Source organism: Saccharopolyspora pogona (assembly GCF_014697215.1).
GTDB classification, from domain to species: Bacteria; Actinomycetota; Actinomycetes; order Mycobacteriales; family Pseudonocardiaceae; genus Saccharopolyspora; species Saccharopolyspora hattusasensis.
The window spans coordinates 4,019,354-4,035,979 of record NZ_CP031142.1 but is presented as its reverse complement, the minus strand read 5'-3'; the positions used below and the strand labels follow the sequence as shown (position 1 = coordinate 4,035,979).

20 protein-coding genes and 1 pseudogene are annotated in these 16,626 nt (G+C 66.2%); 12 read left to right on the top strand and 9 right to left on the bottom strand.

Going from position 1 to position 16,626, the window contains the following annotated elements:
- Positions 1-196 precede the first annotated feature (196 nt).
- Positions 197-487, top strand: coding sequence for a WXG100 family type VII secretion target (locus DL519_RS18200; RefSeq protein WP_223839192.1), 291 nt, complete (start codon positions 197-199; stop codon positions 485-487).
- A 143-nt stretch (positions 488-630) separates the two neighbouring features.
- Complete coding sequence (locus DL519_RS18195) at positions 631-1,467, top strand: hypothetical protein (RefSeq protein ID WP_190816528.1); 837 nt, start codon at positions 631-633, stop codon at positions 1,465-1,467.
- Positions 1,468-1,554: 87 nt separating this feature from the next.
- Here the strand turns inward: DL519_RS18195 and DL519_RS18190 are convergent, their stop codons facing one another.
- Positions 1,555-2,949 carry an IS1380 family transposase gene (locus DL519_RS18190; RefSeq protein ID WP_190812927.1) on the bottom strand — a complete coding sequence of 465 codons (1,395 nt, stop codon included), beginning with the start codon at positions 2,947-2,949 and terminating at the stop codon, positions 1,555-1,557.
- 125 nt (positions 2,950-3,074) lie between these two features.
- Here DL519_RS18190 and DL519_RS18185 point away from each other — a divergent pair, with 125 nt between their 5' ends.
- Both DL519_RS18185 and DL519_RS18180 read left to right on the top strand, forming a co-directional pair.
- A complete protein-coding gene (locus DL519_RS18185; RefSeq protein WP_190816526.1) occupies positions 3,075-3,479 on the top strand; it encodes a hypothetical protein in 405 nt (134 codons plus the stop codon).
- A gap of 3 nt (positions 3,480-3,482) precedes the next feature.
- Positions 3,483-3,974, top strand: a complete 492-nt coding sequence (locus DL519_RS18180) for a hypothetical protein (protein WP_190816524.1) — start codon at positions 3,483-3,485, stop codon at positions 3,972-3,974.
- Between the two features lie 210 nt (positions 3,975-4,184).
- On the opposite strand, the gene DL519_RS18175 is transcribed toward DL519_RS18180, so the two are convergent.
- Entirely contained in the window at positions 4,185-4,328 is a 144-nt protein-coding gene (locus DL519_RS18175; RefSeq protein WP_190816522.1) for a hypothetical protein, read from the bottom strand.
- A 5-nt stretch (positions 4,329-4,333) separates the two neighbouring features.
- On the opposite strand from DL519_RS18175, the gene DL519_RS18170 reads away from it, so the two are divergent.
- Positions 4,334-4,891, top strand: a complete 558-nt coding sequence (locus tag DL519_RS18170) for an RNaseH domain-containing protein (protein WP_190824048.1) — start codon at positions 4,334-4,336, stop codon at positions 4,889-4,891.
- Positions 4,892-4,928: 37 nt separating this feature from the next.
- Here DL519_RS18170 and DL519_RS18165 read toward each other — a convergent pair whose 3' ends face one another.
- From DL519_RS18165 to DL519_RS18150, 4 genes are read right to left on the bottom strand one after another with little or no spacing between them, the layout of a single operon-like run.
- The gene (locus DL519_RS18165; protein ID WP_190816520.1) at positions 4,929-6,161 is read right to left on the bottom strand and encodes a Wadjet anti-phage system protein JetD domain-containing protein; all 1,233 of its coding nucleotides are present in this window, start codon (positions 6,159-6,161) and stop codon (positions 4,929-4,931) included.
- Positions 6,158-9,514, bottom strand: a complete 3,357-nt coding sequence (locus DL519_RS18160; protein WP_190816518.1) for an ATP-binding protein — start codon at positions 9,512-9,514, stop codon at positions 6,158-6,160. The genes DL519_RS18165 and DL519_RS18160 overlap by 4 nt, the downstream gene beginning before the upstream one ends.
- Positions 9,511-10,182 (bottom strand): DUF4194 domain-containing protein, encoded by a 672-nt coding sequence (locus DL519_RS18155; protein ID WP_190816516.1) that lies wholly within the window; start codon positions 10,180-10,182, stop codon positions 9,511-9,513. Before DL519_RS18155 ends, DL519_RS18160 begins: the two co-directional genes overlap by 4 nt.
- Complete coding sequence (locus tag DL519_RS18150; protein ID WP_190816514.1) at positions 10,175-11,677, bottom strand: DUF3375 domain-containing protein; 1,503 nt, start codon at positions 11,675-11,677, stop codon at positions 10,175-10,177. The genes DL519_RS18155 and DL519_RS18150 overlap by 8 nt, the downstream gene beginning before the upstream one ends.
- Positions 11,678-12,059: 382 nt before the next feature.
- Here DL519_RS18150 and DL519_RS18145 point away from each other — a divergent pair, with 382 nt between their 5' ends.
- Genes DL519_RS18145 through DL519_RS18135 form a run of 3 tightly spaced genes read left to right on the top strand, consistent with a single transcriptional unit; the run spans position 12,060 to position 12,932 of the window.
- Complete coding sequence (locus tag DL519_RS18145) at positions 12,060-12,290, top strand: hypothetical protein (protein WP_190816512.1); 231 nt, start codon at positions 12,060-12,062, stop codon at positions 12,288-12,290.
- A gap of 4 nt (positions 12,291-12,294) precedes the next feature.
- Positions 12,295-12,579, top strand: a complete 285-nt coding sequence (locus tag DL519_RS18140) for a hypothetical protein (protein WP_190816510.1) — start codon at positions 12,295-12,297, stop codon at positions 12,577-12,579.
- Positions 12,576-12,932 carry a hypothetical protein gene (locus DL519_RS18135; protein WP_190816508.1) on the top strand — a complete coding sequence of 119 codons (357 nt, stop codon included), beginning with the start codon at positions 12,576-12,578 and terminating at the stop codon, positions 12,930-12,932. Before DL519_RS18140 ends, DL519_RS18135 begins: the two co-directional genes overlap by 4 nt.
- A gap of 423 nt (positions 12,933-13,355) precedes the next feature.
- Here DL519_RS18135 and DL519_RS18130 read toward each other — a convergent pair whose 3' ends face one another.
- On the bottom strand, positions 13,356-13,529 hold the full coding sequence (locus DL519_RS18130; RefSeq protein WP_190816506.1) for a hypothetical protein: 174 nt from the start codon (positions 13,527-13,529) through the stop codon (positions 13,356-13,358).
- Between the two features lie 401 nt (positions 13,530-13,930).
- Here DL519_RS18130 and DL519_RS18125 point away from each other — a divergent pair, with 401 nt between their 5' ends.
- Together DL519_RS18125 and DL519_RS18120 are read left to right on the top strand one after the other, a co-directional pair.
- Positions 13,931-14,536: a cadmium resistance transporter gene (locus DL519_RS18125; protein WP_190816504.1), complete on the top strand. Its 606-nt coding sequence runs from the start codon at positions 13,931-13,933 to the stop codon at positions 14,534-14,536.
- 92 nt (positions 14,537-14,628) lie between these two features.
- Positions 14,629-14,835 (top strand): hypothetical protein, encoded by a 207-nt coding sequence (locus tag DL519_RS18120; RefSeq protein ID WP_223839191.1) that lies wholly within the window; start codon positions 14,629-14,631, stop codon positions 14,833-14,835.
- Between the two features lie 64 nt (positions 14,836-14,899).
- Here the strand turns inward: DL519_RS18120 and DL519_RS48770 are convergent, their stop codons facing one another.
- Positions 14,900-15,031, bottom strand: coding sequence for a hypothetical protein (locus tag DL519_RS48770; RefSeq protein ID WP_263399853.1), 132 nt, complete (start codon positions 15,029-15,031; stop codon positions 14,900-14,902).
- Here DL519_RS48770 and DL519_RS18115 point away from each other — a divergent pair.
- A pseudogene (locus DL519_RS18115) lies at positions 15,031-15,603 on the top strand (transposase); the annotation flags it as partial. The gene DL519_RS48770 and the pseudogene DL519_RS18115 sit on opposite strands and share 1 nt — an antisense overlap.
- Before the next feature lie 23 nt (positions 15,604-15,626).
- Here DL519_RS18115 and DL519_RS18110 read toward each other — a convergent pair.
- On the bottom strand, positions 15,627-16,184 hold the full coding sequence (locus DL519_RS18110) for a cation:proton antiporter domain-containing protein (protein ID WP_223839190.1): 558 nt from the start codon (positions 16,182-16,184) through the stop codon (positions 15,627-15,629).
- On the opposite strand from DL519_RS18110, the gene DL519_RS50140 reads away from it, so the two are divergent.
- Positions 16,183-16,581: a response regulator transcription factor gene (locus DL519_RS50140; protein WP_190816492.1), complete on the top strand. Its 399-nt coding sequence runs from the start codon at positions 16,183-16,185 to the stop codon at positions 16,579-16,581. The two genes, DL519_RS18110 and DL519_RS50140, sit on opposite strands and share 2 nt — an antisense overlap.
- Positions 16,582-16,626 lie beyond the last annotated feature (45 nt).

Below are 16,626 nucleotides of genomic sequence, written 5' to 3'. Positions count from 1 at the left end.
AGGAAGAACGATCAGTGCGGGTTACCCGCGAGATTCGCGGGCGGGCTCTGACTGGGCTGATATGTCTGAAGGGTTGGTGCTCTTGAAGGATCTCGGGTGTGACCTTCGCTGAATCGGTTGCCCCACCGTGCGGGCGTGTGTGAAATTCGGCGGCCGGTCGAACCGGCGTGCCGACTACGAACTGGGGAGTGGGCAGGTGGAGCAGATCGCGGTGGACTTCCGCGCTCTGGAGGCTGGTGAAGAGGCGCTGCGACGAGCGGTCGATGAGATCGACCGGCAGCTGTCCGAGCTTGAGGGCGTCGTGGCGCGATTACTCGGTTCCTGGACCGGTGAGGCCGCCGACGCGTACCAGGCCGCACAGAACGAGTGGGACCAGGCAGTGGCCGGGATGCGGGACAACGTGCGCGAAATGCACCAACTGCTGGTGCACGCGCACGGAAACCAAGCCTCGGCAGTGCGCTCGAACACGAAGATGTGGGAGGTCTGAGCGTGCCGTCGCCTCCACCGCCGTTGGCGCCGGCGCCCGATCCTGGTCCGGCGACACCGGTTGACGTCCATCCAGACGATTACTACCGGATCGCACAGGATTTCGTCGCGGGGCAAGACCGCGTCATGAGGACTTACGAGACGTTGACCAACAGTCTGCGTGACCTCAGCGGTGCCGCCGGAAGCGACGAACCGGCCCAGAAGTTTGCCGAGTCCTACACGCCATCGGTTCGCAGCTTGTTCGGTGGATTGGTTCGGCTGCATGGGTTGCTCGGCAACATCGCCCGCGGACTGGCCGTGTCGGCGGAAAATCACCGGAAAGCCGACGCCGAGGCCGCGGGCCATGACCCTGGCGGAGGGTTTCCGCCGCTGTGGCCCGATACCTGCCCTGCCGCGACGGAGCCGCCACTCATCTTGGGTGACGGGGACACGAACCTACTGGCCGTGATCTCGGACTGGGTGAACCCGTACTACCCCAACGGGCACGTCGATAAGATGCACGACGTCGGCGGGGCGTTCGCCCATGCCAAGAAAGAACTCACCGACATCACCCAGGAGCTGGACGCCAAACTGCTCGGGCTGGTCAACAACAACACCGCCGAGGACCTTGACGTCCTGGACCTGTACTGGCGCCGTGTTGCCCTCAAAGAGGGAAGCCTGCTGTCGGTGCTCCCGCGCGCCTGCGACAGCCTGGCGAACGCCTGTGGCGAGTACGCATCATCGGTCGAGCGCACTCGCAACAAGATCGGCGACATCGTCGAGGAAACGAGCCTAGAGCTCGCGGCAGTCACAGGCATCGCGTTTGTCGCGTCGCTCCTTACGACGCCTGTTGGGGGCGGGGCGGTGGGGGGAGGAGCCGGTGCCGCGGTCCTGGATGCCGCCGGGGTGCGACTGGCCGCGGTTTCCAGTGAATTGCCCGGATCCACCGAGTTGGTTTTGGCGTGGGTTGTTGATCAAGGTCTTGGGGGTGTTGATCGATAATGCTGGTGGTGGGTGTGCGGAGTCCGCCGGCCTGGTGGTCCGGCTTATCCACTGTGGTCTCCGGTCGGCGCCCGTAGGCGGGTGTGGTCAGGGGCAGGCCCCGGCTGGCGGGGGGTGGGTTGCGGTGAACAGGCTGGTGAAGGCCTGTTTCCAGTGCCAGTCGGCCGGGAGGTGCAGCACGATGCGGCGGGCGGAGCGGGCGATACGGGCCGGGATCGTGATGAGGTGCCGCCGCAGGGTGGTGGTGCGGGCTTTGGCGTGGAACTGCGACGCGAGACTGCCTGCGGCACGCATCAGGTTGTGGGTCAGCGCGGCCAGGGACAGCCAGGCGCCGTTGGCGGCGAGCTGCCCGGAGGGCAGGTGGGCCGCGGCGGAGTCGTTGAGGTCGGCGAAGACTTGCTCGATCGTCCCGGCGCGGCCGCGGTGCTCGGCCTCGGCGGTGAGCAGCTCGTGCGGGGGGTCGGTGAAGATCGCGTGATAAAGCCAGACCGGGAACAACTCGCCGGTGGCATCGGTGGTGGTGATCCGGGTGCGGCGCACGATCAGCCGGGCGGTGACCGCACGGCCGGGATTCTGGGTGACGTTGGTGAACGCCTCCAGTGTCGTTTCGGCGATCTCGCCCTCATAGATCCACTGCTTGGCGCGGTCGTCGAAGACCGGCCGGTTGAAACGCACGGTCTGCCATGTGTTCTCGTCGATCCCGGCGATCGCGGCCTTCACAGTCGCGGTGTGTTTGGCGGTGACCGAGAAATACGCCCCGGCTTTGCGGATCGCGGCGATGACCGGGCCGGTGAAAAACGCCGAATCACCCCGCACCACGATCGTCCCCGTCGCACCACACGCCCGGGCCGTCTTGATCGCCGAGGTGATCAGTGACGCCGCGCCGCGGGCGGAATTGGCGTTACCACCCCGCATCCGGGTCGCCGCCACCACCGGCGCCGTACCGGGGGTGGAGATCGTGGCCATCAGATAGTTCAGGCCCCGCACCTTCGTATACCCATACGCCGAGCCCTGCTTCCCCGCCCCGTAGACCTCTTTGATCTTCGAGTCGATATCGACGAACACCAGCTCATCGGCCCCCGGCAACAACCCGCACCGCCCGGCCAGGCGTTCCAGCACGATCCGGCCCAGCTTCTCCAGCTGCGCCACATGCCCATAGGTGAACCCACGCAGAAACGTGCCCAGCGTCGACGGCGCCCGGATCCCGTCGAACAACCGCGACATGCCACCGTGGCGGATCACACCCAGATCCTCGAACGAGTCCGCACCACAGGCCATCCCCGCCACGATCGAGGACACCTTCACACCCGGATTCGCCCCCGCCGACCCCACATCCGGCGACAATTTCACCGTCTGCTCAGCCAGATCAGCCACCCCGACCTGCTCGGCCAGCCGCAACACCGGCACCAATCCCGCACACGACACGAGATTCGGATCATCGAACCTCACCGACACCGCGCCGACACTATGCGATGCTTGCATCCAGCAGATGCCCTCTCATCCAGGAACCGATTGTCTCTCTCGCAAAGAACAATCATCCCAGGCCAGAGGGCATCTGCCCCACCACGACACGACCCCCGCCTGCACAAACTTTCACCACAACACCGGTGGATCCGGGATTCGTCATCGCCATCAGTGCTGCCGGCACCACGGTGGCGGTTGCCGAAGCCAGAGCCGCACTGGCGATGGCGATCAACAACACGCCGGACCCCAACATCGAACCCGCCGACCCCGACGGTCCAGGCGGCCAAGGGCTCGGCGATCCCGCCGATGACTTCCGGGGAAGTGGATACTCACAGGACGAGATCAGTCAATTCGTCTATCAGCACACCGGCGAAGGAAATCCAGCCATGGGCAGACCTGCGCTGGAGGAAATCGACAAGGCGCTGACAAAGGGGACCCCCCAAAGGCTTCCAGGGCAGAACGCTGAGAAGTTCGAGTACGGTGGTGTTAGGGTCATCGTCAACTATGACATGCCGTGGCGGAGCACCGCCTACTACCCAGGGAGCTAAGAAATGTCAGAAGAATCCCCGTTGGTGGGCTCGAACTTCACAGCCGATGATATCGATCAATTGTCGGCAACAATGGTCGACGTGGCCCCAAGCCGGTCGGTCGCACTCGCTGAATTGATCGAGGCGTGGCGGCGGCATGTTGACAAGATTGACTCGGATCGTGCTCGCTCCGCCGACGACCGCAGTGTTTGGGTTGCGCATGACCTAGTCGCGGCGCTGTCCCTGCGAGACTTTGTTCAGAAGGGCCGTGATTTGCTCGACTCGGTCCTTCGTGACAAAGTTGATCGACACCTTGATCAAGTTGATTCGAGGTTCCTCGATATTACAGAGGAAGATGCGCGCAATCTGGTTGGGGTTGTCGCCGAACGTGACGTCACTACGAAAGGCTGGTGGTGGCACCGAATCCCGGACTCTGGCCCCATGCGTGAAGACATTAAGCACTATGCCGCAGCTGCCGAGGCCGAGCGGAACTCGTCCCGACCGCCATCGGCTTAGCCCCGCCTCGTAATGTCAATCGCGGAATCGCCGGTGAATTCGCAGCGAGCATGGATGTGATACACGCGTTAGCGATGCTGCCCCGTTGCCTATGAGCCCCGACCGCCAATAAGACCCCCGAAGCAGCGGCAGGTGGGCTTGGTCGACGTCGGCCGGTACCAGTCCAGCAAAGTGGCGACCGTGAACGTGTGCCGCAGGTCTCAACATCCGTTACCGAGGACGGCCCGCAATCGGGGCGATGCCGGCGGTGGTGAGCAGCCGGGTGAAGGTGTGGGACATGTTGGCGGCGTCCAGGCGGGTGCCGCGGGTGGAGATGAAGAAGGCTGGGCATGCTGCGGTGAGGCCAGCAACCACAGGACATCACCCGCTACCCCGGCCTGCGTCACATTCGTCTTCGCGCAACCGAACGCGACGAAGTACCTGACGCCTGGGGAGTCAACAGCAATGAGGAGGGGCACCCGCCTGGGTACTGGCTCGCCGAGGACCGCATCTTCTTCAGTACCGGCGAGAAACCTCGAAGCGCCAGCAGCGCTGTCAAGAGCGCATCGAAGGTCGTGCCCCGGTGGAGGAAAGGTAAGTTGGTCAACCCATCGACAAAGTCGATGGTCTGGAATGCCCGCGCGCTCGAACTCTCCGTCGCGGCGATCCAACCCGGTGGCACCGTGCAGGACTGGGCAGCGCTCGCACACGACCTCCGCTGGGCGACTTCTCACTACGAGTGCGTAGCCTCCCTACCTTGGCCACTAACAGTGGCCAAGCAACTTGCCCAGTACATCATGCCGCTCGACCTCCTCGACGACGTCAAGGCAGACGCGACATCGCCCGTAGAGAACGACAATGAGCAGCACATCACCACTCGTAGGCTGTCAATGGAGTTCTGTCCTGTGGTCAGAAACTCTCTGTTCTCTGCCATTTGACACAGAGAGGTGCCGATCTTGGAACAGTCCCGCACGATCAATCCTGGCCTTTCAAGATGTGCAGCAGTCGGGTTGCGGCGTGGGTGAGGGGGATGGCTTCCTGCTCGATCCGGCGGAACGGGGTGGGGCCCGCGGTTGCGATGGTGTTGTACGCGATGGTCTCGGCTTCGGTCAGGTGCGGCAGGGTCTCCGGTGACGGCTTGATGGGGCGGCCTGCTTTGTCGTGGTTAACGCCGTGCTGGGCGTAGTGGTGCAGGTCGGTGGCGTCCATGAGGATGGAGGTGACGGGCTTCGCCGATGCTCCGTCCAGTGCGGGCTCAGCCAGCGTGGCGCGGAACTGGTCGAGGATCGCGTACCCGTCCGCATCGATGTCGCCCCAGTAGACGACGTGATCTGCGGCACGGATCCAGGGCACGTTCGCAAGCAGGGCGGCTGCGGCCTTGCCTCCGCCCTCAACCACGATCGTGTCCCTGACTGGCGGGAACCAGAGGCGGGAGTCGCGGTTCTCGACGACGAGGACGACGCTCGGCCGGTAGGCGATGTCGTGCACGTCACTGGTGGTCCAGGCGTCGTGCCTGCGGCGACCCGACGCAGCGTGGTCAGGGTCGACATAGGTCAGGTGCATGACGGTCAACCGGGGCCGGACTTCGTCTCGGACATCCCGTCCGGCGACGCCGCGCAGCAGTGCGCCGTGGGCGTCAAGCCATTTAGTGTGCATACCGGGGACCGGGAGTTGCCGCAGGGTCCATGTGCTGGCGTCGGGATGCTGGCGTAGCCAGGTCACGGCACCGACGAGCACCTCCACGTCGATGGCCCGAAGACGGTAGACGGCCCGGAGTGTGGCCGGGGTGAGGATCGCGCTGGCGGATCGCAGCGCCGACGCGAGCGCACGGGCACGGCCGATGTCCACGGTCGGTGGTTCAGCACCGGTACGGGTGTGGGCGATGAGCGTGACGGCGCCGTCCAGGTCCGCATTGAGCGTGGCGGGGAAATCGCCGGCGACTCCTCGGATGGTCACCGCTTTGCGAACGAGTTTCACGCCGGTGGGGAGCTGGTCGGAGAACTCGCGCCAATGCATGTGCCACTCGTGCCAGGCGGCGTGCCCGAGCTGCTCGACGGCCTTGCCCGTTGACACACCGGGGCGGAGCGGAACGGAGAACACGACTTGGTCGCCGACGCCAAGGTCCGCGCACACGGCTTCTGCCCACTTCTGATCGATCTTGCGGCGGACAGCCGCGACGGCGTCCTCCGGAGTGACGAGTGCGCTCATGCGTCCGGAACACCGACCAGGGGTTTCGCCCAGGACCGGCCCTGAGAGTTCTTGAGGATCAGGTACTCCGCGTCCACGTGCGGTTCGATCGCGCTGTGCTTGTCGTTGGGGGCGCCGATGACGAGCTGGAAACCGAGGCCGCGCCACGCGCCGATGGCCCGGCCAGTGAAGTGCGCGTCCGCCTTGATCAGCGCCTCGTCGAGGAACACGGGGGCGTAGCGGGGGCGGTCGGCGCCCGCGTCGCCCAGCTGGTACCGCAACGCGGCCCCGACGATGAACGCGACCAGCTCCTGCGACTCGCCACCGGACTTCTCGCCGATGTGGTCGTACACGGCGACGTGTCCACCCCCGAGATCGCGTTTCTCGGCACTGATCCGAACATGGTTGCGCACGTCGACGAGGTCGGCGAAATCCGGCGCGGTACGTCGGATGCGGTCGATCACCTTGGCCATCCGGTGATAGGCGCGTTCCCGGCCGTCGTCCGTTGCCGCCTGGTCGATGAAAGCGCGTACTTCGCGCAGCTCCTTGCGGAACCGGGCACGCACCGTGGAATGGCTCTCCTGCGGGTCGATGCGCAGCCGGTGGTTGTCGTCGGCGAAAGGCAGTTCGGCGAGGATCCGGTTAACTGGGTCGATCCGGTCGCGGATCTCCCGGACAGCCGCGGCGAGCTGGCTGTCCAGGCCGGTCAGGTCATTGCCGGACAGTTTGAGCAGGCTGTCCCGCCACTCGGCCTCCAACTCGTGCAGGCCGCTGGTCTCCAGGTCGGTGAGCAGGCGGTCGAAGTCGCGGTACGAGGCGTCCGCATCGATGCCGAGGTTGGGGTTCGGCCAGCGCTCGACGAACGTCGAGAACGTGTCGACCAGCGCCTTCTTCGACCGGGCGATCGTCTCCGTCGCGGACTGCCGGTCGGCGCGGAGCCGCTCGGTGGCCCGCTTCACCGCCGCGTCGAACTCCGCAAGCACCCCCGCCGGGGCGGTGCTGTCCGGATCGCTGTCGAACAGCGCCTCCAGGTACGCCCGGTGTTCCTGGCTGACCTCGGCGCCGGTCTCCGCAGCCGTGTCGAGTGCCAGCTCGGCACAGTCCGCCTCGTCGACGGTCGACTTCCAGGAGTCACCGAGTACCTTCACGTTGTCCTTCTGTTGACCGACGCGCTCGGTCAGTTCCCTGGCTCGCTCCTTGAGTTCGTCCACCTGGCGCTGCAGCTGATCAATCCTCGGATTGCCTGCGCGGACCTCCTCGACAACGCAGTTCCAGCGGTCTCGTTCCGCCTGGACCGACTTGACGTCCACCTGGTCCCAGGACAACTCGGTCAGGGTCTGGTAGGTCGTGCGTCTGGTTTCGAACGAGTTGAGGTTTTCCTGCGCCCTCGACGCCCAGGCGACAGCATCGTCAAGGCGTTTCCGCGCAAGGCCGATCCGGTTCTCGAGGTCGGCAAGCAGCCTGCTGTTGGTGAAACCGAGCAAGTTGGCCCGGCCGTGACCGCCGTGTGCGCCCCGCCCGCCTTCCGACGTCTGGCCGGTAATCGTGAGCGCCTTGGGGTACTGCGCCAGCAGCCTGGGTGTCTCGACGCAGACGAAGTCGAACCGGCGGGCGAGCTCGCTCTTAAGCCAGGCGGTGAACGGCGACGGCCGGTAGTCGAGTCGGCCGGGGAGCGTCTTGGCGTCCAGCCCGACCTCGTCGCGCAGGCCGGTACGCACGCCCTCGAACTGGACCCGCCGGGCGGTCGGCACCGCATTGATCGCCTCGCGGAACGAGTTCAGCCGGCCAATGTCGATCAGCATCCGCGTGGCGAATCCGCCTAGCGCCAGGTTGAACGCCTCGCGCCACGGCTCGAACTCCGTGCGCACCTCGACTAGCTCGCCGACGAACGGCAGGTCGTCCGGGGTGAGTCCGGCGGCCTTGGCCAATGCCGCGCGAGCCTCGTGCAGCTCAGTCGGGATATTGCCCCGGCGGGCCTTGACCGCCTTGTGCTCGGCGCGCCATCCGGCCAACTCGCGTTCGGCTTCCTTCTTCTCCGCCATCGCCTCGGCGAACTGGTTCTGAGTGGTCCTTCTGGCGTCGGTGTCGGCCAGGGATCGATGCGCCGTCTCGACCAGTGCGGCGAAGTCCTCCCCGGTCGACACAGTAGCGCCGATGGTGTCGAGCGCCCGGTCCAGTCGCTTTCGTGAGCGTTCGACCTCGCCCAGCCGCTGTCCCACGCTGCGGATCTCCCGGAGCGCGGTGTCCAGGCGGTCACCACCGGAGGCACGAAGCGTGTCGGCCACCCCTTCGCGCTGTGCTTCGGTCGCCTTGACCAGAGCGATGGTCTCCGACAGTTCCTCCTTGGCTCGGCGGTGCCGCTGGGCCAGTTCCTTTTCGGCCGCGCGCAGCAGGTCGAGCCGACGTTCATGGCACCACAACGCGGCAGGGGACGACGTGTCGGTGAACGATCCGACCTCGTCGATCAGGCGCGACCGGTCCTCCGCTTCGTCGATGGTGTGCCGATGTTCGCGGATCGGGGTCAACGCCTTCACCTGCTGGCGGGCGATGATCATCCTGGCCCGGGTGCCGGACAACTCGTCAAACTGCTGTACCACCGCGTCCGCGGTGGCCAGTGTGGACGGTTCCTCAAGGACCATCGTCTTGTACAGAGCGTCGACGGTGGTGATCTGCTGACCGGCCTGGATCCGACCCAGCAACGCGACCGCCTTGTGCCCGTCGCCCCCGGCGCCGATGCCGATGCCGATGCCGAGCGTGCTGTGGAGACGCGCGGTGAAATCCCGGTCAGTGTCGAAGCAGTTCAAGCCGGTTGCCGCGACCTCAGCACGGGCGAGCTTCTTGCTTGCCGGGCCTTCCAGCGCGTGCAGGTCGTACGCGCTGTCACAGGTGGCGCGTACGGCGACGACGTCGTCGAGGCTGCGGGCGGACGACGGGACATACCAGGCCCGGAGTGCGGTGAACTCGGCGCCGGTGTGGTCGGCCCATGTCATCGCAATGGCCGACCAGGTGTCGCGGCCGTCCCCGCGCAGCACCCGCAACTTCGTCTCGCCGTCGGTCCGGGACTCGTCGAGCTTGCCGCGCGCATAGGAGAGGATGTTGCGCTGGTCCTTGCCCCGGGGCCTGCCGACCACTCCGCCGTTGGACGCACCATTAAAGGGAGTCGTATGCGGCATGAGCAACGCGATGTAGGAGTCCATCAGCGTCGACTTACCCGATCCCGAACCTCCGCTGAGCAGAGTCGCGCCGGGCGCGAGTCGTAGGTGATGATACCCGTCGTAGCCGCCCCAGTTGACCAATTGCAGGTCCCGAGCCACCCACTGCTGGCCCCGCGACGCCGCCGGGATCAACCCGAACAGCGTGTCGATCATGCTCACGCTGTGGCCTCGTTCCGTCCGCGCAACCACTGCTCCAGTTCGGCAAGCTTCGCGGTACTTAGCACGACCTCCACCATCGGGGTGATCCGATACCGGCCTGCAGACTCCTCTGTGAGCAGACCTTCGGTGACCAGCCGCTGCACCGCATTGCGGACCTCCTGTTGGCCGCGGGCCAGGTTGTGGTCGTTCGGGTCGAAGTAGGTCAGCACGGTTTGCTCCAGCTCCTCGATGTCCACCCGCGCGGACATCTCGCCCGTGCCGCGTTCCCGTTGGAAGACGGTCCGCAGGTGCACCAGCACCAAAGTCTCGGCCCGGTTGTAGGGGTCGTCCTTGAGCAGGATCGGCACGTCCAGCTCCACCGAGCGCACCTGCTGCTTGTAAGCGACGCCCCGGTCGTGGTCGACCACGAGCCGCACGAACAGGTCGTGCAGCCGCGACTCGAGGATCTGCTGGTTCTCCAGCAGCGTGCGCCACTGCGCCGGATTCTTCTCGGCCAGCAGGAACTTGCGCCGCAACAACTGCACCAAGACCCGTCGCACGTCCGCGTCCAGGGTGCCCGCATCGCCGGCGAACAACTCGGCTGGATCGTCCTCCATCGAGACCGGGTCGATAAACCCGGCCACCGTGCCCGCCGACCTGCCGTCGTCGGCGCCGTCCGGCTCACTCATCAACACCGCTCCTGTCTGCGCTCGCCGGGTTCGCCGCCGCCACACCGCCGAGGGCGAACCGTCGCCGGGTCCGGTCGGGTCGGACCGTGTCGACCACCGCGACCTCGGCCGTCTCGGTCATCCCGGCGTCATGGGCGATCTCCAGCAAGCCGAGCAGGTCGACTGGCCGCTGGATATCCTCGACCGCCGCGCGGAACGCCGCCGCGACATCCACGCTCTCCGCGTCGCCCGCGAACGCCGCTAAGTGCGCGCGCAGCGCGGCGTACCGGGGTCCACCCCATGCCCGGGTATCCGCGGTCGGCATGTCCTCGGCCTCGTCCCATTCCCGCAACGGCGCGGGCGGCAGTGGTGGCCGCAGGTCGCTCATCCGCTGCCGCAAATGTCCGACGTCGGCCACCGGCAGGCGACGGAGCGGCTCGACGGCCTCACCGCGGCGTGAGCCGGGAACCCACTTGTGGAATCCGGACATCACGTCCCGCAGCAGTTCATCCACCTGGCGATCCCGCATCGGATCGTGGTTGCGGACCTGAGTGGTGATCACATGAGATGCCTGCCGCTGCGCGGTCAGCACCTCCGTGACGCCCTGCTCCATCCGGCGCGAGATCTCGGTGAGCTCCCGCCGCTGTTGCTCCGGCAGGAGGTTGGTAAAACGGTGCCGCAGTACCGTGCGTAGCTGGCTCCACAGGTCGTCGATCTGTGCCGGGTCGCCGATCAGGCGCAAAGCCCCTGCGAACGCGCGACCTTCCGGTGTCGAGTCCAAGATCCGCTGGCCGCGGGCCAGGTACTCGCGGAGCACCTCACCGGTCGGCCGCACGTCGTGCCGCAACTCGGCGACGACCTCGCGCTGGATGGCTTTGATCGACTCGGCCACGCGGGCGAAGTCCGCAGGCAGCTCCCGCGCCAGGTGCAGCACGTTCTCGGCCGCCTCAAGCAACTGCTCGTCCTCGACGGACTCGACGACGCCACCCTGTTCGAGCCGAGTGAGCTCCCTCTGACGCTGCTGGATCTCGTCGTGGAGGCGCGCTATCCGGGCCATCACGTCCGGATCGGCGTCCTGCGCAAGCCGCTCGATCGCCTCCAGCAGCGTCCTGACCCGGGACTCCGACACCCTGGTCCGCACTCCGCCGACCCGCCCGGCGACCTCCAGCGCACCGACGCCGTATGCGGACAGCCGATACACCTCGACGTCATCGTCGGACACCTGCCGCACCAACCACCCCGCCTGCACCCACTGCCTGCACAGGTCCCGCGCATTCCCAGTGGGCAACGGCTGGTTGTCCTCATCGCCGTAGCCCGCGGCCCGCAACTGGTCAAGGGCGTCGTTGATCTCCGCGTGCGAATCCGCCACCGCCACCCTCGGCCGCTCCGCGGTGAACACCATCGCCAGCACCGTCACCACGAACGGCGCGTGCGTCTGGTGAAGCAGGGCGAGCATCGGGTTCTGGAACGCCCGAAGCGCGCCCTGGTAAGCACCTTCTACACCTCGTGTACCCATCGCCACGTAGCGTACGGCGCGAGTACGACACAGTCAGCTTCCGCAACTGCGGCCGCTCCTCGTGCTGCGGCGATCACATCTACCGAACTGGCATGCACGTCCTCCAGCAAGCCTGAAATGGCCATCGGCGAGTGCCTGACGGTCAACGGAGTCCGACTGACTCCACCGATCCTGGGGCAGATCATGCAACCCGCCCCAGGTGGCCGTCGCAAGCGCTAAGCCCTAATCCACCGATTGGGTTTGGTGTTGGTCTTTGGGACTGCGAGTAGGTCGTGTTGATCTTGATGGTTGATGGTGGGCGTGCGGGGTTCGCTGGCCTGCGCCAGCGAGCACGCTAGACCCTCAGGTCACGATAAGCGACGACAGCAGCCGGATGGCCGTCGTGATCGACAGTGTCCTCACTGTCGCGGACACGCCTTCGGGGCAGGCGTTGCCAGGACCGTCGTCGTTGAGCGGCCGCAACGTCGGGCAGGTCCGGTTCGGAGCGAACGGACGGCTACTGGTGACGACGTTCGGCGAGAGCGAGGACGACGAACAGGTCCTACGCGTGATCAATCTGGAAAACCGGGGCCGAGGAGCAAACCGTCCCGCTGAAAGTCAACAACGTCGCTGACGGCATGGGATCGGCGCTGGCGGTCAGCGACGGAGGCGAGCTGGTCGCCGCGATCACCGCATACTCCGAGGTGACGCTGTGGCGATGGCGCGGGGCGGGGTACGAGGAGCTCGCGCGGATCGACAACGGCGACGGCCGAACACGATCTACGACGTGGCGATGGATCCGGCCGGCACACGAGTCGCCTTCGCCGAACAAGGCGGACGTGTCGTGGTGGCCGAGGTCGACGCCCCACAACAGCGTCGAGTGCACCCTGTGGCAAACGGTGGGACACAAGAAAGCCACTTGAGGTTGGCGTTCACCTCCGACGGCAGCACCCTCGTCCAAGCCAGCCACAGCTTCGGCACCTTCGGGGGCATCGCACTGATAGACCCGGTCAGCGGAGTGCTGCTGGCCACCTGGCTGGATGACCGCGCGGTGGCGGAAGGGCAGATGTTCATGGGAGGCGCGCGCAACGTGGTGGCCGAGCGAAACGCCGGGAACACGGTGCTGGGAGCGAGTCTCGACGGCAGGTTGCAAGTGTGGCAGGTTGACACCGACGCGATGCGGCGACGGTTGTGCGAGCTTGCCGGTCCGCTACCACCGGATCAGCTGGAACGCTTCACCGGCGGCGTCGCCATCGGATCTGGGTGCGGCAGATAGCCATCGAACCGGGCCAGGTGTCCCCGGTGTGCAGCGAGCCATCACCCCGGCACGGGGCACCAAAGTTGAACCAGGAGATGGGTCAGAAAGAGCACGAACGTTGCTCCTGAGATGGGTCGACGAACCTACCTTTTACCTGCTTATTTACCGAATTCTGTCGGCCAAAATCGACGTAGACCCCGCCTCCCCGATCGGCTTTTCCCGACATTGTTGAGTTAGGAGATGGGTCAGTCACTGGGCCGTCCGCGGGCGCGTTTTCGCAGGCCAGGAGCTGATCAGCTCAGCTCTGACGTATGCCCTGGCAGGCTCGTTGAAGCCCAAGTAGGCAAGGCCACCATGGGTCGGACACAGGTTCGCGTACTCGCACCTGCCGATCATCGTCCGTGTGAGGCCAGCGCTCTTACTGCCGCACTCTCGAATCGGCTAAGCCGACGCCAGCACGGAGGCGGGCAGGTACGGGGTGATGTTGCGCCAGGCCCGGCCGACGTAATCGTCCGTCTCCTCGTCGGGGCGACGTAGTACAGCGCGGCTTCGGCACACCCTCAGCGCCGCGGCTTCCTGGCTATGCCACGCCTGAACTGACGGCGGCAACGTCATGTCGCTCGTTCGACGCCATGAACGTACGTAGGTCGATGCCACCGGCCGGCGGGTCGAAGCCCACGTACCGAAAGCTGCGTCCAATCTCAACGACCGCCGTCTCGGCCGACCGGAGATCGTCCATTCGCTGCGGCGGGCCGGGACACCATTGAGGTGCGAAGACGCCGCCCACGTTGGGCTGGCGAGCATGGCCATGACCTCCAGCCGTCTCGCTGTGTCCGGCTTAGCCTGGGGCGGTGCCCGTGACGTCTAGGGGAGGCCTGCATGGGCGGTGTTGACCACGATGTGCTGCTGGCCCGCATAGGCGGTCATGCGGCTGCGGGCCGCCCATTTCACGGCGCTCCGAGTGGGGGCGCCTGTCTCGCATCGACGCCATTGCCCAAACCTCGTGGCGGTTGAGCATGGAGGGGCCGGCGGGCACGATCATCACGGCCGCGGGCTTGTTCGCGGTCACCAACATTGACGGTCTGATCGTGCTGACCGCGCTGTTCATGGCTTCGGCCAGCGGCTTGCCACGGCCATGGCAGATCGTCCTCGGCCAGTACCTCGGCTTCACGGTGATGGTCATCATCAGCGTGCTCGCGGCTGCCGGGCTGGTCTTCGTTCCCGACCGCTGGGTTGGCCTGATCGGAGCGCTCCCGCTAGGACTGGGCGCGTGGGGGCTGGTGCGCGCCCGCGCCGACCCGGCCGAGGAAACGTCGTCGTGGGTGGGGACCTTCTCCTCAGTAGTCGGCGTGATTCTCGCCAACGGCGCGGACAACATTTCGGTGTATATCCCGCTATTCGCAGTGCTCCCGCCCGACAGAATCGCGGTCACCATCGCCGTGTTCTTCGTCTTGGTCGGTGTGTGGTGCGCCGCCGCACGGCTGCTCGGGGGAAATAAGAAGGTCGTGTCCGCGCTGGTAAGCGTAGGGCGCTGGCTCGTGCCGGTGGTGTTCATGGCCATCGGCATTGCCATCCTGATCAAGACCGGTGTGGTGCCTCGGCTCCTTGGCTTCTCGCCCTGAATCGGCTGAAGCAGGTGCCTCCGCGTGGGAGTCAGGCGTTAGTTGAGCCGGATAACGATTCCGGTCAGGCCGTTCAGCACCGCATCCAGCCCATGGCCGCTGCCGACGTCGCCCAGGCCGTGGTCGACGTCACCATTGGCCCTGCGTTGCAGGGCACCCGCAACGTCGCCGGCCCGGAGGCCTTCGCGCTCGACGAGCTGGGCAAGCTCACCCTCGCCGCCCGTGGTGACCAGCGAACCGCCGCTGAAGCGCTCCCTGGGCAAATCCCGTACTCGGGGCGCGATCAGATCGCCGCTTGAAAGTGATCCGCTGAGGACCTCGCTCGCGGGCCTGGTCCGCGCAGATCGCGTCACCCCAGGCGGTTCAGATCTCCAGTCGCGCCTCTTCGAGGTCGAATTCCCGCACAAGCTGCCTCATCGCGTCGTTTGAGATCTCGCCCCGGTCGCGCAGGGCCACCACGGCCGTCCGCTGCACTTCGAGTACCGCGCGCACCATCTGCTTTCGATTGTGAGATCACCATCTCCACCACCGCCGGAAGACAAACCGGTGTCTACCGGCTGGCCACCACCCTGCTCGACCCGCACCGCTACCCGGCGGGCGAGTTGATCAGCTTGTACCACCAGCGTTGGGAGATCGAAACCGCCTACCTGGAACTGAAATCCAGCATCCTGGGCGGACGTGTCCTGCGTGCCCGCACCCCGACTGGCGTGGTCCAGGAGATCTATGCCTTGCTGGTGGTCTACCAACTCCTGCGTACCGCCATGACCGATGCCACCAACACCCAACCGGCCACCGATTCGGACCGGGCCAGCTTCTCCATCGCCTGGCAAACCGCCCGCGACCAGGTCATCCAGGCCGCCGGTGTCATCGCCGGCACCGTCATCGACCTGGTCGGCACGATCGGCCGGCATGTCCTGGACAACCTGCCACCCGATCGGCGACTGCGGGTGTGTCCCCGCATCGTCAAGCGCGCCATCTCCAAATACCAGGCACGAGGCCCTCGCGTTGACCGGACCAGCTACAAAGCCACCCTCGGCGTCGACATTCTGACGCCCGCAGATCCTTGACAGCCAACACCAACGTCCAAACTTCACGGCCTTGACGCTAGCCCAGCCCCGCCGAGCGAGAAACTCTCGCCAACGATCACCGCCACGGCCACGCGGTAAGCCACCAGGGCAGTCGCGTCGTTGAACAGCCCCTCGCCCTCCACAGCGCTGACCACTCGCCGAGGCACTCCCAGGCGTCGCATGACCAGCCCGGCGGCGAGCGGGTCGGTCGGGGACACGATTGCCCCGAGCGCGAAGGCCGCCGGCCACGACAGGCCCGGGACGAGGGCGTGCACCAGCGCCGCCACCGCAACCATCGTCGCCAACACCAAGCAGACGGAGCTAAGCACCAAGCCCCGCAGGTTCTCCCGCATATCCCGGAAATTGGCGGACAACGCCGCCCAGTACAGCAAGGGCGGCAGGAACACCACTAGCACGACTTCCGGGTCGAGCGCGACGCGCGGGAGGCCCGGCACGAACCCGATCAATACCCCGCCTAGCACCAAGACGATCGGGTACGGAATCGACATAAGGCGGGCCAACGCCGCCAGCACCGCAACCGATACCAGCAGCCCGCCGATGAGGACTTCGGCGCCGCCCATGGCAACGCCAACGCGGCGCCCTTCGCAGACATTCCGCCGCAACGAAAGTTGCAGGAAACGCCGCCCGCGTCCCCGCATCAGCCGCGACAAGGTCGACGTCCTCGACTCCGGCGCCGACGACTATCTCACCAGACCGCTCGGCCTCGACGAACTCCTCGCCCGCATCCGCGCAGTCTCCCACCGCACCACCCCGAACAATGCCGCCACCGTCCCCCTTGGCAACGACATCGTCAACCTCGCCACCCGAACAGCCGCCTGGAAGGCCGGATCAGGCTGCCCTGCGGAGGGCAGTGGGCCGAATTGGCAGGCGCTGCGGCCGGAGAGAGTCCGTGCCGGCCTCCCCAGTCCCGTCATCGCCACTCCACCCAAGAGGGTCGGACAACATGTGACCAGCTAAAACTTCCGACGATCGCCGCGTTGGCCGTCCCAGAGCCTTGTTCGG